Annotated in this window: 22 protein-coding genes, 2 tRNA genes and 2 rRNA genes; 13 read left to right on the plus strand and 13 right to left on the minus strand. The window is 45.2% G+C overall.

Annotated features, from left to right (window positions below):
• Window positions 1-79: 79 nt before the first annotated feature.
• On the minus strand, window positions 80-646 hold the full coding sequence (locus GZ22_RS17320) for a DUF2812 domain-containing protein (RefSeq protein ID WP_038565269.1): 567 nt from the start codon (window positions 644-646) through the stop codon (window positions 80-82).
• Window position 647: 1 nt separating this feature from the next.
• Window positions 648-950, minus strand: a complete 303-nt coding sequence (locus GZ22_RS17325) for a PadR family transcriptional regulator (RefSeq protein ID WP_038565272.1) — start codon at window positions 948-950, stop codon at window positions 648-650.
• Window positions 951-1,229: 279 nt separating this feature from the next.
• On the opposite strand from GZ22_RS17325, the gene GZ22_RS17330 reads away from it, so the two are divergent.
• The 4 genes from GZ22_RS17330 (at window position 1,230) to GZ22_RS17345 (ending at window position 3,996) form a co-directional block, all read left to right on the plus strand.
• Window positions 1,230-1,745, plus strand: a complete 516-nt coding sequence (locus GZ22_RS17330; protein WP_084160846.1) for a hypothetical protein — start codon at window positions 1,230-1,232, stop codon at window positions 1,743-1,745.
• A 420-nt stretch (window positions 1,746-2,165) separates the two neighbouring features.
• Window positions 2,166-2,696 (plus strand): hypothetical protein, encoded by a 531-nt coding sequence (locus tag GZ22_RS17335; RefSeq protein WP_038565278.1) that lies wholly within the window; start codon window positions 2,166-2,168, stop codon window positions 2,694-2,696.
• A gap of 77 nt (window positions 2,697-2,773) precedes the next feature.
• The gene (locus GZ22_RS17340) at window positions 2,774-3,589 is read left to right on the plus strand and encodes a glycerophosphodiester phosphodiesterase family protein (RefSeq protein ID WP_038565280.1); all 816 of its coding nucleotides are present in this window, start codon (window positions 2,774-2,776) and stop codon (window positions 3,587-3,589) included.
• 104 nt (window positions 3,590-3,693) lie between these two features.
• A complete protein-coding gene (locus GZ22_RS17345) occupies window positions 3,694-3,996 on the plus strand; it encodes a hypothetical protein (protein ID WP_038565283.1) in 303 nt (100 codons plus the stop codon).
• Window positions 3,997-4,029: 33 nt separating this feature from the next.
• Here GZ22_RS17345 and GZ22_RS17350 read toward each other — a convergent pair whose 3' ends face one another.
• Window positions 4,030-4,461 carry a DUF7878 domain-containing protein gene (locus GZ22_RS17350; protein WP_051748423.1) on the minus strand — a complete coding sequence of 144 codons (432 nt, stop codon included), beginning with the start codon at window positions 4,459-4,461 and terminating at the stop codon, window positions 4,030-4,032.
• Between the two features lie 4 nt (window positions 4,462-4,465).
• A complete protein-coding gene (locus GZ22_RS17355) occupies window positions 4,466-4,762 on the minus strand; it encodes a hypothetical protein (protein WP_038565286.1) in 297 nt (98 codons plus the stop codon).
• 83 nt (window positions 4,763-4,845) lie between these two features.
• On the opposite strand from GZ22_RS17355, the gene GZ22_RS17360 reads away from it, so the two are divergent.
• Window positions 4,846-5,394: an ATP-binding protein gene (locus tag GZ22_RS17360; RefSeq protein ID WP_038565289.1), complete on the plus strand. Its 549-nt coding sequence runs from the start codon at window positions 4,846-4,848 to the stop codon at window positions 5,392-5,394.
• Window positions 5,395-5,424: 30 nt separating this feature from the next.
• Here the strand turns inward: GZ22_RS17360 and GZ22_RS19065 are convergent, their stop codons facing one another.
• The 3 genes from GZ22_RS19065 to GZ22_RS17370 all read right to left on the minus strand — a co-directional run bounded on the left by GZ22_RS19065 (window position 5,425) and on the right by GZ22_RS17370 (window position 6,287).
• Window positions 5,425-5,742: a hypothetical protein gene (locus GZ22_RS19065; RefSeq protein ID WP_038565291.1), complete on the minus strand. Its 318-nt coding sequence runs from the start codon at window positions 5,740-5,742 to the stop codon at window positions 5,425-5,427.
• A gap of 83 nt (window positions 5,743-5,825) precedes the next feature.
• A complete protein-coding gene (locus GZ22_RS18690; protein ID WP_164072111.1) occupies window positions 5,826-5,987 on the minus strand; it encodes a hypothetical protein in 162 nt (53 codons plus the stop codon).
• Between the two features lie 84 nt (window positions 5,988-6,071).
• A complete protein-coding gene (locus GZ22_RS17370) occupies window positions 6,072-6,287 on the minus strand; it encodes a hypothetical protein (RefSeq protein ID WP_038565294.1) in 216 nt (71 codons plus the stop codon).
• 229 nt (window positions 6,288-6,516) lie between these two features.
• Here GZ22_RS17370 and GZ22_RS17375 point away from each other — a divergent pair, with 229 nt between their 5' ends.
• Window positions 6,517-7,386 (plus strand): cation diffusion facilitator family transporter, encoded by an 870-nt coding sequence (locus GZ22_RS17375; protein WP_038565296.1) that lies wholly within the window; start codon window positions 6,517-6,519, stop codon window positions 7,384-7,386.
• A gap of 34 nt (window positions 7,387-7,420) precedes the next feature.
• Here GZ22_RS17375 and GZ22_RS17380 read toward each other — a convergent pair whose 3' ends face one another.
• The 3 genes from GZ22_RS17380 to GZ22_RS17395 form a co-directional block, all read right to left on the minus strand.
• Entirely contained in the window at window positions 7,421-7,855 is a 435-nt protein-coding gene (locus GZ22_RS17380) for a VOC family protein (RefSeq protein ID WP_038565299.1), read from the minus strand.
• 209 nt (window positions 7,856-8,064) lie between these two features.
• Window positions 8,065-8,496 (minus strand): NUDIX hydrolase, encoded by a 432-nt coding sequence (locus GZ22_RS17390; protein WP_245609737.1) that lies wholly within the window; start codon window positions 8,494-8,496, stop codon window positions 8,065-8,067.
• 19 nt (window positions 8,497-8,515) lie between these two features.
• Complete coding sequence (locus GZ22_RS17395) at window positions 8,516-8,728, minus strand: hypothetical protein (protein WP_038565307.1); 213 nt, start codon at window positions 8,726-8,728, stop codon at window positions 8,516-8,518.
• Window positions 8,729-8,919: 191 nt separating this feature from the next.
• Here GZ22_RS17395 and cwlD point away from each other — a divergent pair, with 191 nt between their 5' ends.
• Complete coding sequence (gene cwlD / locus GZ22_RS17400; protein WP_038565310.1) at window positions 8,920-9,642, plus strand: N-acetylmuramoyl-L-alanine amidase CwlD; 723 nt, start codon at window positions 8,920-8,922, stop codon at window positions 9,640-9,642.
• Window positions 9,643-9,742: 100 nt separating this feature from the next.
• Window positions 9,743-10,807, plus strand: coding sequence for an Mrp/NBP35 family ATP-binding protein (locus GZ22_RS17405; RefSeq protein WP_038565313.1), 1,065 nt, complete (start codon window positions 9,743-9,745; stop codon window positions 10,805-10,807).
• 30 nt (window positions 10,808-10,837) lie between these two features.
• Here the strand turns inward: GZ22_RS17405 and GZ22_RS17410 are convergent, their stop codons facing one another.
• From GZ22_RS17410 to pdaB, 3 genes are all read right to left on the minus strand, one after another.
• On the minus strand, window positions 10,838-11,182 hold the full coding sequence (locus tag GZ22_RS17410; protein ID WP_245609690.1) for an ABC transporter permease subunit: 345 nt from the start codon (window positions 11,180-11,182) through the stop codon (window positions 10,838-10,840).
• An 88-nt stretch (window positions 11,183-11,270) separates the two neighbouring features.
• A complete protein-coding gene (gene gerD / locus GZ22_RS17415) occupies window positions 11,271-11,837 on the minus strand; it encodes a spore germination lipoprotein GerD (protein ID WP_038565316.1) in 567 nt (188 codons plus the stop codon).
• 65 nt (window positions 11,838-11,902) lie between these two features.
• Complete coding sequence (gene pdaB / locus GZ22_RS17420) at window positions 11,903-12,664, minus strand: polysaccharide deacetylase family sporulation protein PdaB (RefSeq protein WP_038566370.1); 762 nt, start codon at window positions 12,662-12,664, stop codon at window positions 11,903-11,905.
• Between the two features lie 180 nt (window positions 12,665-12,844).
• Between pdaB and GZ22_RS17425 the strand changes: the two genes are divergently transcribed.
• The 5 genes from GZ22_RS17425 to GZ22_RS00005 all read left to right on the plus strand — a co-directional run bounded on the left by GZ22_RS17425 (window position 12,845) and on the right by GZ22_RS00005 (window position 20,673).
• Window positions 12,845-15,478, plus strand: a complete 2,634-nt coding sequence (locus tag GZ22_RS17425) for a cation-translocating P-type ATPase (RefSeq protein ID WP_038565319.1) — start codon at window positions 12,845-12,847, stop codon at window positions 15,476-15,478.
• A gap of 397 nt (window positions 15,479-15,875) precedes the next feature.
• Window positions 15,876-17,438 (plus strand): 16S ribosomal RNA (locus tag GZ22_RS17430).
• Window positions 17,439-17,535: 97 nt separating this feature from the next.
• Window positions 17,536-17,612, plus strand: a tRNA-Ile gene (locus GZ22_RS17435).
• 14 nt (window positions 17,613-17,626) lie between these two features.
• A tRNA-Ala gene (locus GZ22_RS17440) sits at window positions 17,627-17,702 on the plus strand.
• Window positions 17,703-17,811: 109 nt separating this feature from the next.
• Window positions 17,812-20,673 (plus strand): 23S ribosomal RNA (locus GZ22_RS00005).
• The 16S and 23S rRNA genes sit together here with 2 tRNA genes alongside, the layout of an rRNA operon.

The following is a 20,673-nucleotide window of genomic DNA, read 5'->3' on the forward strand; positions in this document are numbered from 1 at the left end:
GACTCTCAACCTATTGGTTGGGAGTCTTTTTTTAATACAACGAGAACCAAAAAAATGCGTGCTTAACTAATTTATTGCATCATGCTTCTTTTAACATAGAATACTTTCGAAAAGCTTTAAAGAAACTGCAGCCTAATAAAACAGCCATCAGGAAGGGAAGCGATCTCAAGAGCACAAATGGTGTTTCAAATAATAACGCTAACCAAAATAATGCACCTTCCATACTCCAAAGACCCTCGGTTAAATATAATCCTGAATCATTGTAGATTAAATAAGAAATGAATAGAAACATTAAACCAAAGCTAGCTGAATAGTTCATCAACCTTCTATAATGATTACTCCATGATTGGCGATCCGAGAAAATCTCATTTTGGTTACCATCTTCTTTTTGCCAATACCGATCACCAAGCCAAGAGCCACCTATATACTCCCAACCAAAGTCTTCATATAACCCTTTATAATCTTTAAACTTTTTCTTTGATAAGTGGTCTTGATAATCCAGTCGTATTACATATCTCTTATCGGTTTTCTCAAACGTGTATATTCCTAATCCGCTAATATGGGTACAACGATATCCTTTTTGTAACTGCTTGTTCAGCCATTGTTCTGCTTTTTCAATATCTAAAAACATCTTGAATTTCTTCATTCTATTCACTTCTTTCGTAAAGAGATAAAATGTGCAATAGCCTGTTTTGTTCCATTTTCAAAATATTACGTCCTTCTGAAGTTATCATATAGACTTTTCTCCGGCCTGACTCTCCAACAGGTTCAATCCAACCATGCTTATGCAAGTTCTCAATTGCGCCGTATAACGTTCCAGCTGCTAAAATGACTGAACCGTCACTTGTTTTTTCTATCTTCTGCATTACAGCGTAGCCATGGAGCGGCTCACGCAGAGCTAATAAAATATAGTGCATGGTTTCAGACAACGGTAGTAATTTGTGTTTCATATTCTCATCCTTTATTCAGTTCGACTATATAGTTCAACTTAATAATAAGGTAATACAGTTGAACTGAATAGTCAATAGGATTTTCAACGTAATATAAGTATTTAATTAATAACCCATATAACATATTAGGATGTAGGGCATTTTTGTATTTTTAAACAGCTAGCAACATTATTGAGGCTAAGGCTGCTTGCTGGACGTGATAAAGTCGCTATGCCATCCTAAATATGGGGGAGTACGGTACTATAACTACTTTTAAGGAGGATGAAGATGGAATACTTGATGAATTTTGGCGATACCAATTTCATTGGAGTAGCAAATGCAGAACAATACAACTCATTTGTGGATCAGGATTGGGAATTTGATGCCCTTTTAAAACACTTCGGGGAAGAGATGAGACGCGGGAATGCTTTAATATTTCAAATGACTGAGGAAGGTATTGAACATTCCTGGAAAGTGGATGTAGAAGTAAATAAAGAATTGGTATATCCAGACTGTTATAGAACAGCCGATGGTTACATGGAAGTGACCGGTAATGAACTATACTTAGTTGATTATGATTGTCTTACAATGGCTGCACAATTTCGACAACATAAAGTACCCGATAAGAATTGCAGAAGATACCACATCCCTATTGAAAAGGGCAATTACAGAGTGCAAGTTGTGCAATATTATGATGTTGATAATGACGAATATACAGGGCGGAGTGATGTAGACATACAGCTGATTTTCAAAAAGGTATCGAAGTCTACATCGGAACATCCAAGAGCTGATAGTGTATTTTGGTGTACATATTAATATGATGAAGGGACTGAGAAAGCTGTCGACCGATTGTTTGACGGCTTTCTTTTGAAGCAGTCTAAAAAGATGTCTTTTCTCAGGCCGAAAATTTTATCTCAAAGGGGTGTAGAAGTAAATGTTATGCAAAATCCCTGATCTTTGTATCGGCGGATGATTTCTCGGCCATCAATGCTAATAATGTTGTCTTTAAGAAGTTTATTGAAGTTGTACAGTGTCAGCTCTGAAGAAGTGCGGTAAATTTTCTGAGGAAAATGCTTATGCATTAGTATCAATAACTGTTCCTCATTCAACAAACCTTGTTCATAGCGCTATCACAGTCTCAGATTAAGCCCTTGAGCTTGCAGCATTCGGACGTGGTCAGGATCATTTCTCCCTTACTAGCAACATAATATATTTTACTTTAACAAGGAGTCCTATATGAACTTTTCCATCAAACAACTGGATTTATTCAATACTGATTCTACAATTTATTTCCAAACACCAGCTTCTCACCGGCTGCGGCTACTGACTTCCGATTTCGAAAATAATTTGAATTTGCCTACTCTACGGGAATTTGTTCATTCTATCTTTCCTGTACATTCACAAATAACTATGACAGGCATTATTGGTTACTATATTGGCTCGACACGAATTTGGGATAAGCAGCACTTGAAGGGTGTGGTCAGACTTTCTAATTGGAAGGAAACATATTTGGTGGACGAGGAAGGAACACAATACATGGCCATGACGGTGAAGGATATTACATCACAGGATGTGTTTGCATTGTGTAAACAAACTGCTCAGGGCTGGAGATGTTCCAATCTTATGTTCTGCACAGAGGATCGTATTTTATATATAAGTGCGGATGTGTTCGATTTGGTCATGACAGACCAGAAGAAGTTAGGGGGAATTTGCACCATGTTCTCCCCATGGGTCGATACATACCATCCAAACATAAAGACAGTGTAAATAGGCAATCGATCTTTGCTTTTATTCTTAACAATAGCTGCATGGTAATCTATATCTACCTCCTATAAGTTAGCTGTATGAGACAATCTATTACATTTTTATTGGTATGTATGCTGTTGCTGGCGGGCTGCTCATCAATCCATACAGAAGCTGCCAATGGTTCTGACTATAGCCCACTAATCATCGCCCATCGAGGAGCATCAGCTGTAGAACCTGAGCATACGTTTCTTTCCTATGATAAAGCATTGGATGATGAAGCGGATTATATTGAAATCGATTTGCGCAGGACAGCGGATGGTGAATTGGTTGCAATGCATGATGATACGGTGGATCGGACAACTGAGGGAAAGGGATTGGTCGAAGAGCTTACTTTGAAGAAGGTAAAGGCACTTGATGCTGGAAAAGGGCAGACAGTACCTACTATGGAAGAGATTCTGAAACGGTATGGCAGCGAAGTACATTATTATATCGAGACACGCGAAGATGATGAGGGAGAGCTTGTCATGGAGGAGCAACTACTGCAATTGCTAAAGCAGTATGCTATCCCGAAGGAACAAGTCATACTGCAATCATTCAGCAAAGACAGCATTCGTGCACTGCACAAATTAGATCCCGACCTTACATTGGTCCAATTGCTGAAGAAGAAAAATGTGGAGAAGCTGGATGAGAAAGATCTTCAGGAAATAAAAGATATAGCGATGGGCGTAGGTATCTACGCTGGCATTTTAGAAGAAACAACGGTAAATCAGATACAACATCGTGATCTCGAAATCCATGCCTATTACCGAGGAGATGAAAGGAAATGGACAGAGGAGATGCTTCAATATGAAGTGGATGGCATTTTCTCAGATGATCCGGCCTTTTTGGCAAGTAAAGTGGAGAAGAAGGAGTAATCACAACTAGTGATATATTCCTTTTTTTGCGTCCAAATGTTTAGCTTCATGCTGGGGTGATATAGAGATAAGAAGTCAATGCAGCAATGAAGGGAGTTTTAACTATGAAAACAATCGCAATTGTAGGAGGCATTTTTGGTATCATTGCCTCACTTCTAGCTATGTTCTTTACCTTAATTGAAAATACGTATACAGTCGGGAACTTCGGATTACTTGGAATTGCAGCTGGTATCCTAGGTATTGTTGCTGCATTCTTGCTTGACCGGAAATCAAAGCTTGCTAGTGTTCTCCTCATTGTAGCGGCAGCAGTAGGTATATATGCAGTGCTATTATATTTCCTCTTACCCGGTGTACTGATGCTTATCGCTGCATTTGTCAAAATGACGCGCAAAGGAAGCCGTTACTAAAGAAAGCACACCGCTATCCGCGGTGTGCTTTCTTTAGTAGAAATGCTTTAATTTGAGTTGATAATGCTGCTCTATTGCGGGCCCGAGTCGGTCTCGAAGTTCTTCCAGTTTCTTATGAAGATAACCAACAGGAAAAACATTGTACAATTCAGCTTCTGGCCAAATGACACGCAGACGGGCGAGATCTTGAAAGTGGAGAACAGCTAAAAAAGGTACCTCTTCATCAAGCTCCAAAGTATGATAAAGAAAGTCCCCACGTTTCGAAAAAGGCTTCTTTAGCCACTTTTCTAATTGAAGATAAAATTCCAATAGAGGACAAGCCTCCTCATAAAAATAAGTGGCACCATTTATCTTAATTTCCAACAAGCCTTCTACATAAAGGAAGTTACCAAACTGTCTTCTCTCTCGGGCAGATAGATGCTTAAAATCCGATCTGAAATCAAAGTTGATAAACAGCTGCTGCATGGCCTTATCCCCACCACATTAGGGTTACAAAGGTAGACCATAGAGAGACAGGTCCGGCTATGAATAACATTAATACTATGTAAGCAGGTGTATCGCCTTTCTTTTTGCGCGAGAATAAAATTACAATAAGCATTGTGATTAAATACAAAGCAATACTCATAATACTGAAAGCTGTTACGTAATAAAGAGGCCATGTATCATATACATGGTCTTGCATCCAGTATGCAAGATCTTGGCTGCCAATACCTAAGTACGTGGCAAGCAAGAATAATGGAATAAAGAATAGTAGAAATCGTTTCATAGGTGTTCCCCTCTCTGATACACTAAATATATCATTAAAAACCAAATAGTGGATAATAAGTCCGGATTGAGAGAGGGTGACATATGAAACGATTCGTCATCATGATGGTCGGAAAAACACATAGTGGTAAAACGTCATTTGCGAAAGAATTAGAAGATAGGGTAGAGCAGGCTGTTATGATTGACCAAGATACACATGCTTTATTCCTGCAAGATCATTATCAAAAACTGGTTCCTAAGACAGGACCAAATGATCTAAAACATGCAATCACTCAAACTATAGTCGATTACACTGTAAATGATACAGACGCTCATCTTATACTAAGCAACGCTAACCTTAACCGCTCATCACGTACAAGACTCCTTAATTATTATCTGGATCGGGGCTTCACCAGTATAATTGTTTACTTTGACCTGCCTGAAAGTCTGTTAAGAAAGCGGATTGCTATAGGGAATAGGGATATGGGCATACTCCGGACATCTTCTAGTTTTGAACAGGTCCTGGATAGACAGTTGAGGATAGGTAGGATGGAGGAACCTTCTGCAGATGAGGCAGATCATCTATTCGTTATTAGGGAATTAAATAACGTGGGGCATGTCTTGGACAAAGTCATAAACACAACACAAAACTAAAAAAGAGGGATTGTCATCCCTCTTCGTATATTAATACCCGTAACCGTAATAAGGATAGTTATAGTACGGATAGTACGGATAAGGATAATATGGGTATGGGTAAGGTCGAGGACGGTTATAATAAGGCGGATAAAGTAAACTGCTGCCGATCAGTCCGCCGACGACACCTCCAAGAAATGGTGCGCCGCCGTAGCCGAACCCAGGGCGGCCATAGCCGTATCCAGGGCGACCGATGCCGCCGAAGCCAAATCCAGGACGGCGTCGGTATTCATCCGTATAAACAGGATAAGAATATTGAACTTGCTCGTCAGCTTGGTAAGGTACAAGATGTTGATTTTGTTCTTGCATGAAAAACACCTTCCTTTCTGTGCCAGTGTATGACGGGCAAGAGCGGAAGGCGCAGGACAGCAGCCTAAAATAATTAGGTTTTTTTAATTGAATGTATCGCGAAGGATGGCTGCTATCGGGATAAGCAACGCAAGTATCGGAACGAAAGCCCATATCCAGCTGTGTCCGGATCGTTTGTTTTCCTCTTTTATTTTTTCCACTTCCAGCTCGAGCAGTCGGATGCGCTGATCCAGATCTTCTTTCATCCATCATCCTCCTTAGGCTTGTCTTCAGAACTCTTAATAAAAGAGCCTCTGTACCATTGTAGTAACCCAGAGGCTTTTTCATGCTTATGCAATAACAGCAGCTGTAACAGCGCCATATCCGTTTCCGCTTCCAGCATTCTGTATAGATCTTTTATAGGATGTGTAAGAAATGTAAAGTGCAATTGTTGCTCCGATCAGGGATAGAATTAGACCTATATAAGATATCACCGTGGCGATGAACTCATATCTTTCCTCTTCGACAATGACAGCATCGTTGTTATTGTTATTGTAGTTATTCAACTTATCATCGCTCCTTCCTCACGCTAGCTTATGCACCTATGGGCGGATGGTGCCTATCTTGATCAATCGTTTGATTAGCTTCCCTTTTGTGAATTATCTGCGCTTTTGCTCAGGGAAAAACTATTAGCTTGCGGCTATTCATATGGCATCTTGAAAAAACGTTGCTGTAGACCCACCCAATGCTGGGCTGATATGATGATGGAACTGGAATGAAAGGGCTGACGAGGCGTTGGAGAATGAAAAATACAAGGAACTGAAGATGGGAGAGCGCGGAGTTTATATTAGTATCGGTGCTTATCTTGTCTTGTCCTCTTTGAAACTAATTGTTGGATTTTTAAGTGGATCGGCTGCTTTACGGGCAGACGGTTTAAATAATGCTACAGATATCGTCGCTTCTGTTGCTGTACTGATTGGGCTGAAACTGGCGAGGAAGCCACCTGATGCAGATCATCCATACGGTCATTGGAAAGCAGAGACGGTCGCAAGTCTTATTGCTTCCTTCATAATGATGACAGTCGGTCTGCAAGTACTGTATACGGCTGTGCTGAATGTATTTGATGGTTCTAATGAGGCACCAGATATGATGGCAGCCTGGACAGGCGTATTCGGGGCAATCGTTATGTTTTTTGTCTATCGATATAATATGCGGCTGGGTACGAAAATAAACAGTCAATCTGTAAAAGCTGCAGCAAAGGATAATCTATCAGATGCACTTGTAAGTGTTGGTACTGTAGTTGGTATCGTTGGCTCTCAGCTCGGTTTGCCTTGGCTGGACCCGCTGGCAGCAATCATTGTTGGTTTGATTATTTGTAAAACAGCTTGGGAAATCTTCACTTCTTCTTCCCATCAGCTGACCGATGGATTTGACGAAACACTAATGGTTTCGTATACGGAGACGATAATGCAAATCCAAGGTGTAAAAGGTATAAAGACGATGAAAGCGAGAAGCTATGGCAATAATGCCATCGTCGATACAGAGATCTTGGTCAATTCCACGCTGGACATCCGGCAAGCCCATGATGTAGCAACAACTGTCGAGAAGACGCTGAAGCGAGAGCATGACGTCTATTGGGTAAATGTCCATGTTGAACCACAATAAAAAGCCAGAAGCGAATGCTTCTGGCTTTTTTGCTTTACTCAATGATGAGCATGTTGTTTTCATCGAATTTCCAATGCTCACTGAACGCTACTTCCCAATAATAGCCGTTAGGATCAGTGAAATAACCGCTGTAGCCGCCCCAATCGACACGCTGCGGCTGTTTGACGATTGTAGCACCAGCTCGTGCCGCTTTTTCGATTACATAATCGACTTCCTGTGCCGTCTTGGCATTATAAGCGAGTGTAAATCCAGGAAATCCGGTTCCTGTTTCTGGCGGATTATCCGCATTGATATCCTTGCGTAATGCATCAAGCGGGAACAGCTCCAGCTTCGTTCCTCTGTTGTTGAAAAAGACAATATTCGGTGAGTTCTCTTTTACGCTCGTCTCGAAATCCAGGCCATCGCGATAGAATGCAAGTGATGCTTGCATGTCGTTAACACCTAAGCAAATTAAATTGATCTGGTTCATTTCGGCACACACTCCTATTGTTTTTTTCGACTCCGGTTTTTGAGCCATACGCTGAGGTTGAAGAGGATCATTATCACTGCAGCCGCAATAAGGACGGTCATCAGCAGCAACGTACCTATATTGGTGAAATTGTTGTACACTCCAATGGATAAGCCGGTTAGCATAATGAATAAGTACATCCAGGTTTTTCTTGTCATAATCGTGCCCCTTTATGGAATAAGTAGGCCAGAAAGCATCTTCTGGGTGATGTGGTTGAGTTCGGGCAGTTCATCTAGAGGGAAGTACCGCAAATCCAGGCTTTCCCCATCAAGCATAGTGAATTCTCCTGAAACGTCGTAAGCCTCATAAACAGAGATGACATTATACACCTCGTCACCATTTGGATACTTGGCATAGAACTCAGATCCTGAACACATACGCAGGAAGCTGAAGCGCTCTGCATGCAGTCCAGTTTCCTCAAAAAGCTCTCGTCTGGCTGTGTCTTCCAGTGATTTTCCGAGCTCCAAAGCGCCGCCTGGAAGTCCCCAATCTTTTGTATCTGCTCTGAGCTGTAAGAGCAGATGGCCGAATTCATTCCGTACAATGACGCCGGCACCAGCCATGACTAGCGGGCGGGTTCCGACTGTTTCACGTAAGTCCATAATATAGTTGGCCAACGTATTACTTCCTTTCATCCTTCGGGTAGAAGGTATCTTTGCTGCGAGGGAAAAGAGTATTGGAGATACCGTAGCTGATCAAGTAGCTGACGAGTAAGCAGATGCCAATAATGATTAGATTGTGATGAAGCAAATATAGCAGTGCGCTTATTCCACCCAGCACGATATAAATACCAACATTCAAATATAAGCGTTTCGTCTGATTATCGAAATTCATTTTGTACGTCCTTTTCTGTCATACTTTGTATAGCTATGTTTAATCGTATTGCTAGCTTTAATTGTATTATTAGCTCTAATTGTATTACTAGCTTCATTATACCAGTGCTCGCATAAATTCAAAAGAAGAGCGTATATCCGGATTGGTTGTCCCATATAGTGTACAAATGCGCGGTATGGGAGGAAGCACGAATGACTAGAAGATGGATTGCAGGAGCAATAGCAGCTGCGCTGTTTATTATGCTGCTCGCTTACTACGTACCGAAGATTGTCACCACACAGGAATCTTCTCATTCCTGGTCCTTGCCGTTAGCTGGCAAGACGATTGTAATAGACCCGGGGCATGGTGGTGTCGATGGTGGGGCGGAAGGTTCTGATGGGACACAGGAAGCGGGAATTACATTAGCAGTCTCAAAAATGCTGCGGGACTATTTGCAGCAGGCAGGTGCACTCGTCTATCTAACACGTGAAGAGGATGTGGATCTGGCGGATGAAGAGACAAAAGGGCTTTCCCGTCGGAAATCAGAAGACATAAGGAATCGGGTAGCCTTCATAGAAGAAAAGGAAGCAGACTTTTATATTAGCATTCATACGAACGCATTGCTTTCTTCCAGATGGTCCGGAGCTCAGACGTTTTTCAATGAAGATAATGCAGGCAGTAAAGCATTAGCAACTTTTATCCAGGATGAAATCAAACGTAACTTGGAAAATACGACGCGGGTACCGCTGGCGTTGAATACGATGTATCTGCTGAAGCATACGAAGCCGACCGGCGCGCTTGTCGAAATTGGATTCATGTCAAATCCGCGGGAGCTTGAGCTCTTGAAAGATACCCCTTATCAGGACCAGATGGCTTTCAGTATTTATGAGGGAATCCTTCGTTATACAACCGAAAAGATACCGGAAGATGAATGACCGAGCGCCGCTTGCCTAGCTGTCTTGAGAATGTGTTATACTAGCGGTAAAAGCAATCTGGAAAACGTTTTCCGGAACAAGCTAGGTAGGGGGCGTTCACATGGTAACAGAAGAAAAAGTACGGGAGCTTCTGAATGAAATCGAAGATCCTTTTCTACATACGACGCTAGGAGAAACTGGCGCTATCGCGGACATCCGGATCAAGGAAGAGAAACGGCATGTCAGCGTGAAGATTTTGGTTGGTAAGACGAATACTGCAGAACAGATGCAGCTGCAGCAAGAAATTGTCAATGTCCTGAAGAGTGCAGGGGCTGCAACAGTAGGATTGCGCTTTGATCAGCTGCCGCAGGAGATTGTGGACCGCTACAGCCAGACACAATCCTCCGGTAAGCAACAGAAATCTTTACTGGACAAGGATACAAAGACGAAATTCATCAACATCGCCAGCGGTAAAGGCGGTGTCGGTAAATCAACTGTTACAGTCAATTTGGCAGTAGCGCTTGCGCGTATCGGCTTCAAAGTCGGTATCATTGATGCGGATATTTACGGCTTCAGTGTTCCCGAAATGATGGGTATCGAGAAACGGCCGGAAGTGGTTGATGACAAAATTACACCGGTAGAGCGTTTTGGCGTGAAGATTATCTCGATGGGCTTCTTCGTGGAAGATAACGGACCAGTCATCTGGCGCGGACCAATGCTCGGTAAAATGCTGACAAGCTTCTTCAAAGAAGTACAATGGGGCGATGATTTGGATTACTTGCTTGTCGACCTACCGCCGGGAACAGGAGATGTGGCTTTAGACATCCACACAATGCTGCCATCCTCTAAGGAAATTATCGTCACAACGCCGCATCCTAATGCAGCGTTTGTTGCTGCGCGTGCTGGTCAAATGGCGCTTCGCACAGAGCATGAAATCCTTGGTGTTGTAGAAAACATGGCGTACTACGAGGTACAGGCAACTGGTGAGAAAGAATACGTCTTCGGCCAAGGTGGGGGAGACAAGCTAGCGGATGCACTTGAAACAGAAGTTATCGGACGCTTGCCGCTCGCACAGCCATATAAAGAAGAAGGAGTCTTTGCTCCCGCTGTTTATCAAGAAAGTCATCCGCTCGGAGATGCGTATGATGACTTGGCAAGAGCGATTTTAGAGAAATACATGCAATAAAAAGCTGAGAGCATTTGCTCTCAGCTTTTTCTATTTGTCGAAGCTGCTTGATCCTGTAATATTCGCACCTTTGATAAAGTACTTCTGGAAGACGAAGAATAGAATAATTACAGGCAGCAATACAAGCAAGGAACCAGCCATCAGGTAATTCCATTGCGTGCTCGCCTGCTCTTTGAATACTTGCAATCCGATTTGCAGCGTATAAAGACTTTCATCATTCACGTATAGTAAAGGACCGAGGAAGTCATTCCATGCACCGTTAAAGGAGAAGATGGCTACTGTTGCCAGTGCCGGCTTCACAAGAGGCAGGGCAATTTTCCTCCAAATATAGAAGTGATTCGCACATTCAATCATTTCGTTGGGAAGAATTGACACAGCAGATGGAGTATTGAGTCACTCTGGCTTGAGCGAATAGAAAAGAGAGAAAGCCCTGAGCGAGCTTGCTGCTACAGGGCTTTTAGAATCACTTTTCTTTTTGTTTGGACTGGGCTTCTTCCAATGCTTTTTGGACAGTCTGCATTAGCTTTTGCTCAAACATTGGTGTTTCCGCAGATTCCTGGATTGTTTTCTCCAGCTCCTTGCGGAAATCCTGACTTTTCATGACATTGAGCATTTGCTCTTGTACCTTTGGATCCTGTAAGAGCTGCAGCATCTGCTTTTGGAAATCGGAATCATTCATCAGATCTTTAACGAGCTTTTTCTGCTCAGGTCCGATGTTTTTCGCGAAGGCTGCGACGAAATCCGGATCTTCAAAACGCTCTTTCCAGAATTTCTGTCCTTCTCCTGAAGTCCATGATTTATTGATAGCATCTTCTACTTTGCTGGCATCCAAGGAGACCAAATCCTGCATTGTCTCATCAGACATTACTTCCGAGATGGCTTTTTTGCCTTCGTCTGTTTTCAATATATCGGCGACCATTTGTTTGGTCGTATCATAATCCGGCTGACTGCTTTCTGCGGCTTGCCCGCCCGTGCATGAAGTAAGCACGAATAGGGATAATAACAAGATCGGCACTAACCGTACAAACATAAACATGTGCTCCTTCCACTGTATTAAGTACCCTTACTTTGCGCAGAAGGAGCAGTGTTTATGCATTAATTCACTTCATTCAATTCAGGGGTTCCTCCAGCAATCAGTTCACTGACAGTTACGTAATGATATCCTTTGTTCTTCAGTGCGGGCAGAATAGTCTCTAGAGCTTTTTCCGTTTGTTTGACTGAATCGGAAGCGTGCAGCTGGATGATGTCGCCATTACTTGCTTCTTCCATGACTTCATCTACGATAAGCTGTGTTCCTGGGTTACGCCAGTCCTGCGGATTAACGCTGTATTGAATGACTTTTAATCCGAGTGTCTCTGATAACTGGATGATTTCAGTATTAAAATCTCCTGTCGGCGCTCGGAGCAGCTCAATATCTTCATGACCGAGTTTACGGAATATCTCTTTTGCATAAGAGAGGTCTTTTCTTATTTGAGCAGGCTCTTGATCGATATAGCTCTTATACCGGTAGCCCATCATTCCCAATTCATGCTTATCCTCGACAATCCGGTCAATGATTTGCGGATGGCGTTCGGCCCACTCGCCGCTCACAAAGAAGGTTGCTTTTACATTTTGTTCCTTCAATTCATCCAATATAGGAATAGCTTGCGTATCTCCCCAGCTTATATTGAAGGTGAGTGCAATATTAGGAGCTTCCTTACTCCCTTGTGTCAATGCTGCTGGTTTTTCCTTTGAGGAAAAGACGGAAAGCGAGCTGCTCGTCTCCATCCAGATGATCAAGGCTGTGAACATTGCTGCTGCTACGACAAATGCCCACCTTTTCCATTTGTTGAAACGGAATACATAAAAGTGCTGCATGCTTATCATTCCCTTCGCTGTCTCCGTAATGTAGTTCCATTCTATGCATGCCTGTCCGTGAACATGATGCTTGTCTGTTATCTGTTAATAGAAATGACAACATTTTTACAAAAAAACTGATTCCATTATGCTTATTTGGGGGAAACCAATTAGGAAAGAATCTGGAAAGGGGCGCGTGGAGTGAAGGCTTACCGCATGGATGCAGAAGAGGTTTTAAAGGAACTGGGGACCTCACACGACGGTATATCGCAGGAAGAAGCTCAGCGGAGACTAGAAGCGGATGGATACAATGAATTGAAAAGTAAGGAAAAGGATCCAGTGTGGAAGCTATTTCTTGCCACTTTCAAGGATGCTATGGTCATTGTTCTGCTTGTAGCGGCAGCTGTTCAACTGGCACTTGGAGAAGTGGTAGAATCCATTATTATTTTTCTGGTTATTTTGCTCAATAGTGTTATCAGTGTTGTTCAGACAAAGAAGGCGGAAAGTTCATTAGAGGCATTGCAGGAGATGTCAGCTCCATCAGCTAAAGTGGTGCGTGGCGGAGAGAGTAAGACGGTGCCGGCTAAGGAACTGACAAAAGGAGATATTGTGCAGCTGGATGCAGGGGATTATGTACCAGCAGATGGTAGACTAATCAGCAGCGAATCTCTAAAGATCAACGAGGGGATGCTGACAGGAGAGTCAGAGGCTGCGGATAAGAAGATAGAAGTGATTGAGGAAGAAGCTTCTATTGGAGATCGTATCAATATGGTACATAGCGGATCGCTGGTGGTGAACGGTCGAGGAAGCTTCATCGTGACAGCGATTGCCCAGGAAACTGAAATTGGACAGATTGCCAATATGATCGAGACAGCAGAATCCAAGCAGACGCCTTTACAGAAAAAGCTGGATGAATTCAGTAAAAGACTCGGAATTGGTGTCTTGGTGCTGTGTATCTTGATCTTTGCAGCTCAAGCCGCGCGCCTTTGGTTTGGAGATGGTCAGGCTGATATGACCCAAGGCTTTCTTAATGCCTTTACTTTCTCTGTAGCAGTGGCGGTGGCCGCAATTCCAGAAGCACTATCTTCTATAGTTACGATCGTCATGGCAGTAGGTACGACCAAGATGGCTAAGCAACAAGCAATCATTCGCAGGCTGCCGGCAGTAGAAACACTAGGCTCTACTCGTGTAATTTGTACAGATAAGACAGGAACTCTGACGCAAAACAAGATGACTGTAACAGATACATTCGTCCCTGGTAAAAGTGAAGGGATATCAGAAGATGAATCAGCACGGAGCAAATCGGAGCAGTTACTTCTAAATATCGCTGTTCTTTGCAACGACTCTAGTGTCAGTGAGGAAGGCGCGGAAATCGGAGATCCGACCGAAACAGCGTTGATCCACTTTGGAAAGAAGATGGGGCTGGACCCAGCTCGGCTGCGAAAAGAGAAGGAGCGGGAAATGGAGCTGCCCTTCGACTCGGATCGAAAAATGATGTCCACTGTCTATCGTTTAGATGGAGATAGGCTGATGCTGACTAAGGGCGGACCGGATGTGATGTTCGAAAGATGCACCCACATCCTAATTGATGGAGAAGAACAATCATTGGATGAGACGCGTCTTAAAGAAGTAATGGATCAAAACGAAAAATTCTCCGATAATGCGCTTCGTGTACTGGCTTATGGTTACAAAAAGATACCTGACGATAAGCATTCATTGGAGGAACAGGATGAACAAGATCTTGTACTAGTTGGACTTACGGCTATGATTGACCCTCCGCGCGAAGCTGTTCCTGCATCCATTGCGGAAGCAAGAAGTGCGGGTATACGCAGTATCATGATTACCGGTGATCATAAAACTACAGCTCAGGCAATCGGGAAAGAAATCGGATTGATGGAAGAAGGAGATCTTGCTCTTACGGGTAAGGAGCTGGATAAATTATCTGAAGAAGAATTGGATGAGAAGCTTGGTCGAATCTCTGTCTATGCCCGTGTATCACCGGAAAACAAAATCAGAATTGTCCGAGCGTGGCAGAATAAAGGATCTATTACTGCGATGACCGGAGACGGTGTGAATGATGCACCTGCACTGAAGCAAGCAGATATAGGAATAGCTATGGGAAGCGGAACGGATGTAGCTAAAGATTCATCTGCCATGGTACTTGCAGATGATAATTTTGTCTCTATAGTCAATGCTGTCGGAGTAGGACGCACGGTGTTTGATAATATCAAAAAGGCGATAGGCTATTTATTTGCTGGGAACCTTGGTGCAATTATCGCTATCCTTTTCGCTGTCTTTCTCAATATGCCAAATCCATTCACAGCTTTGCAGCTGCTGTTCATTAACTTAATCAATGACTCTTTACCGGCACTAGCTCTTGGTATGGAGAAGGAAGAGCCAGATGTGATGAAACGAAAACCTCGTGATATAAACGAGGGAATATTCTCTGGCGGCACGCTGCAAAGTGTAATCGTTCGAGGAGTGCTGATAGGAGCGGCAGTCATTGTTTCCTTCTATATTGGATTGCAGCATTCTACCGAAATGGGAATAGCGATGGCCTTTACGACACTTATCTTAGCCAGAACACTACAAACGTTTTCTGCGAGGTCCAATACGCAGACCATTTTCAAAGTTGGTTTTCTTACTAACAAATATGTACTCGGTGCAGTGGCAATTTGTTTTCTGCTTTATGGGGTCACAGTATTGCCAGGAGTACGCAGTATCTTTTCCATTCCGGATGCATTTGGTTGGAGAGACTGGTCCATCGCAACTGGGCTTGCTCTAGCGGCTGTCATATTGATGGAGATTATAAAAGCTATACGTAATAGAAGATAATAACTAGGAAAGCTCCGTTCTAAACGGGGCTTTTCTTTGTGATAAAATGGGTTAATGTGTGCCTGGAACGAGGCTGCGATCCGTTGCTTGAGAGCCCCGTAGAAGGGTCTCTCGGTGGCTTTTGAATTTTAATAGAAAAAAGATGTTGACGTATATCGAAATAGATCGTATACTGTTAAACGGCGCTAAGATAAGACGAAAAAACACGCCAAACAGATTATCAAGTTTTTTAAAAAAGGTTGTTGACAGAAACAACCGAGACATGATAAGATGTTCTAGTCGCCGAAACAAGCGACAACAACTTGATTCTTGAAAACTGAACAAAACAACCAATTACGAATTAAACGACAAGATCGTAAGATCAACGTCAGCTCTAACGAGCAAAAGCATCAAAACTTTCATGGAGAGTTTGATCTTGGCTCAGGACGAACGCTGGCGGCGTGCCTAATACATGCAAGTCGAGCGCAGGAAACCAGATGACCCCTTCGGGGTGATTCTGGCGGAATGAGCGGCGGACGGGTGAGTAACACGTGGGCAACCTGCCTGTAAGACTGGGATAACTTCGGGAAACCGGAGCTAATACCGGATAGTATTTCCTTTCTCCTGATTGGAAATGGAAAGACGGTTTCGGCTGTCACTTACAGATGGGCCCGCGGTGCATTAGCTAGTTGGTGGGGTAATGGCCCACCAAGGCGACGATGCATAGCCGACCTGAGAGGGTGATCGGCCACACTGGGACTGAGACACGGCCCAGACTCCTACGGGAGGCAGCAGTAGGGAATCTTCCGCAATGGACGAAAGTCTGACGGAGCAACGCCGCGTGAGCGATGAAGGCCTTCGGGTCGTAAAGCTCTGTTGTTAGGGAAGAACAAGTACGAGAGTAACTGCTCGCACCTTGACGGTACCTAACCAGAAAGCCCCGGCTAACTACGTGCCAGCAGCCGCGGTAATACGTAGGGGGCAAGCGTTGTCCGGAATTATTGGGCGTAAAGGGCTCGTAGGCGGTTTCTTAAGTCTGATGTGAAAGCCCACAGCTCAACTGTGGAGGGTCATTGGAAACTGGGGAACTTGAGTGCAGAAGAGGAGAGTGGAATTCCACGTGTAGCGGTGAAATGCGTAGATATGTGGAGGAACACCAGTGGCGAAGGCGACTCTCTGGTCTGTAACTGACGCTGAGGAGCGAAAGCGTGGGGAGCAAACAGGATTAGATACCCTGGTAGTCCACGCCGTAAACGATGAGTGCTAGGTGTTAGGGGGTTTCCGCCCCTTAGTGCTGAAGTTAACGCATTAAGCACTCCGCCTGGGGAGTACGGCCGCAAGGCTGAAACTCAAAAGAATTGACGGGGGCCCGCACAAGCGGTGGAGCATGTGGTTTAATTCGAAGCAACGCGAAGAACCTTACCAGGTCTTGACATCCGCTGACAATCTTGGAGACAAGACGTTCCCTTCGGGGACAGCGTGACAGGTGGTGCATGGTTGTCGTCAGCTCGTGTCGTGAGATGTTGGGTTAAGTCCCGCAACGAGCGCAACCCTTGATTCTAGTTGCCAGCATTAAGTTGGGCACTCTAGAGTGACTGCCGGTGACAAACCGGAGGAAGGTGGGGATGACGTCAAATCATCATGCCCCTTATGACCTGGGCTACACACGTGCTACAATGGATGGTACAAAGGGCAGCAAAGTCGCGAGGCTAAGCAAATCCCATAAAACCATTCTCAGTTCGGATTGCAGGCTGCAACTCGCCTGCATGAAGCCGGAATCGCTAGTAATCGCGGATCAGCATGCCGCGGTGAATACGTTCCCGGGCCTTGTACACACCGCCCGTCACACCACGAGAGTTGGTAACACCCGAAGTCGGTGAGGTAACCTTTTAGGAGCCAGCCGCCGAAGGTGGGATCAATGATTGGGGTGAAGTCGTAACAAGGTAGCCGTATCGGAAGGTGCGGCTGGATCACCTCCTTTCTAAGGATAATTGGAACTACTACTTCGTAGTAGATATCGTGATTGGTTGTTTGTTCAGTTTTGAAGGATCAAGCTGTAAATAGCATATCCTTTAGATGGGCCTATAGCTCAGCTGGTTAGAGCGCACGCCTGATAAGCGTGAGGTCGGTGGTTCGAGTCCACTTAGGCCCACCATCTATATTTTTACTGGGGCCTTAGCTCAGCTGGGAGAGCGCCTGCCTTGCACGCAGGAGGTCAGCGGTTCGATCCCGCTAGGCTCCACCATTTTTTTTATGTGAACCTTGAAAACTAGATAAGAAACAACAATGCCAAAACATCAAACTTTAAAGCCGGCAATTTATTGTCGCGATTTATAGATTTATCATGCGTTATTAGTTAAGTGAAGAAGGGCGCACGGTGGATGCCTTGGCACTAGGAGCCGATGAAGGACGGGACTAACACCGATATGCTTCGGGGAGCTGTAAGTAAGCTTTGATCCGAAGATTTCCGAATGGGGGAACCCGCTATCCGTTATTGGATAGTACGTATTACTGAATACATAGGTAATACGAGGCAGACCCGGGGAACTGAAACATCTCATTACCCGGAGGAAGAGAAAGCAAATGCGATTTCCTGAGTAGCGGCGAGCGAAACGGAATTAGCCCAAACCAGAAGGCTTGCCTTCTGGGGTTGTAGGACACTCCTTTGGAGTTACAAAGAAACCATATAGACGAAGCGGCTTGGAATGGCCCGCCATAGAAGGTAAGAGCCCTGTACTTGAAATGTGGTTTCCTCCGGAGTGTATCCTGAGTACGGCGGAACACGTGAAATTCCGTCGGAATCCGGGAGGACCATCTCCCAAGGCTAAATACTCCCTAGTGACCGATAGTGAACCAGTACCGTGAGGGAAAGGTGAAAAGCACCCCGGAAGGGGAGTGAAATAGATCCTGAAACCGTGTGCCTACAAGTAGTCGAAGCCCGTTAATGGGTGACGGCGTACCTTTTGTAGAATGGACCGGCGAGTTACGATCCCCTGCAAGGTTAAGTTGTATAGACGGAGCCGCAGCGAAAGCGAGTCTGAATAGGGCGATATAGTAGGTGGTCGTAGACCCGAAACCGTGTGATCTACCCATGTCCAGGGTGAAGGTCAGGTAACACTGACTGGAGGCCCGAACCCACGCACGTTGAAAAGTGCGGGGATGAGGTGTGGGTAGGGGTGAAATGCCAATCGAACACGGAGATAGCTGGTTCTCTCCGAAATAGCTTTAGGGCTAGCCTCAAAGGATGATGGTTGGAGGTAGAGCACTGATTGGACTAGGGGCCCTCATCGGGTTACCGAATTCAGTCAAACTCCGAATGCCAATCAATCTACTTTGGGAGTCAGACCATGGGTGATAAGGTTCATGGTCGAAAGGGAAACAGCCCAGACCGCCAGCTAAGGTCCCAAAGTGTGTGTTAAGTGGAAAAGGATGTGGCGTTGCTTAGACAACCAGGATGTTGGCTTAGAAGCAGCCATCATTGAAAGAGTGCGTAATAGCTCACTGGTCGAGTGACGCTGCGCCGAAAATATACCGGGGCTAAACACACCACCGAAGCTGCGGATTGACATCTACGATGTCAGTGGTAGGAGAGCGTTCTAAGGGCAGTGAAGGTCGATCGTGAGGACGGCTGGAGCGCTTAGAAGTGAGAATGCCGGTATGAGTAGCGAAAAAAGAGTGAGAATCTCTTTCATCGAAAGCCCAAGGTTTCCTGAGGAAGGCTCGTCCGCTCAGGGTTAGTCGGGGCCTAAGCCGAGGCCGAAAGGCGTAGGCGATGGACAACAGGTTGATATTCCTGTACCACCTAAATCCGCTTGAACGATGGGGGGACGCAGGAGGATAAGGAAAGCGCGCTGCTGGTTATGCGCGTCCAAGCCGTGAGGAAGTTGAGCAGGCAAATCCACTCAACACTAATTCCAGGCGGTTATGGGGAGGGAAATTTAGTACCGAAGTTCCTGATTTCACACTGCCAAGAAAAGCCTCTAGTGAGGAAATAGGTGCCCGTACCGCAAACCGACACAGGTAGGCACGGTGAGTAACCGAAGATGATCGGGAGAACTCTCGTTAAGGAACTCGGCAAAATGACCCCGTAACTTCGGGAGAAGGGGTGCTTCTTTTAAGGAGAAGCCGCAGTGAAAAGGCCCAAGCGACTGTTTAGCAAAAACACAGGTCTCTGCAAAGCCGTAAGGCGAAGTATAGGGGCTGACACCTGCCCGGTGCTGGAAGGTTAAGGGGAATGGTTAGGGACTTCGTCCCGAAGCTGTGAACCGAAGCCCCAGTAAACGGCGGCCGTAACTATAACGGTCCTAAGGTAGCGAAATTCCTTGTCGGGTAAGTTCCGACCCGCACGAAAGGTGCAACGACTTGGGCACTGTCTCAACGAGAGACCCGGTGAAATTATACTATGCGTGAAGATGCGCATTACCCGCGACAGGACGGAAAGACCCCGTGGAGCTTTACTGTAGCCTGATATGGAATGTTGGTACAGCTTGTACAGGATAGGTGGGAGCCTTAGAAGCCGGAGCGCTAGCTTCGGTGGAGGCATCCGTGGGATACCACCCTGGCTGTATTGACATTCTAACCCAGAACCGTTATCCGGTTCGGAGACAGTGTCAGGTGGGCAGTTTGACTGGGGCGGTCGCCTCCCAAAGAGTAACGGAGGCGCCCAAAGGTTCCCTCAGAATGGTTGGAAATCATTCGTAGCGTGCAAAGGCAGAAGGGAGCTTGACTGCGAGACCTACAAGTCGAGCAGGGACGAAAGTCGGGCTTAGTGATCCGGCGGTGCCGTATGGAAGGGCCGTCGCTCAACGGATAAAAGCTACCCCGGGGATAACAGGCTTATCTCCCCCAAGAGTCCACATCGACGGGGAGGTTTGGCACCTCGATGTCGGCTCATCGCATCCTGGGGCTGTAGTCGGTCCCAAGGGTTGGGCTGTTCGCCCATTAAAGCGGTACGCGAGCTGGGTTCAGAACGTCGTGAGACAGTTCGGTCCCTATCCGTCGTGGGCGTTAGAAGTTTGAGAGGAGCTGTCCTTAGTACGAGAGGACCGGGATGGACGCACCGCTGGTGCACCAGTTGTTCCGCCAGGAGCATAGCTGGGTAGCTACGTGCGGAAGGGATAAGTGCTGAAAGCATCTAAGCATGAAGCCCCCCTCAAGATGAGACTTCTCATCATTTTAAATGAGTAAGATCCCTCAGAGACGATGAGGTAGATAGG

Source organism: Terribacillus saccharophilus, assembly GCF_000725365.1.
Classification (GTDB): Bacteria; Bacillota; Bacilli; order Bacillales; family Amphibacillaceae; genus Terribacillus; species Terribacillus saccharophilus.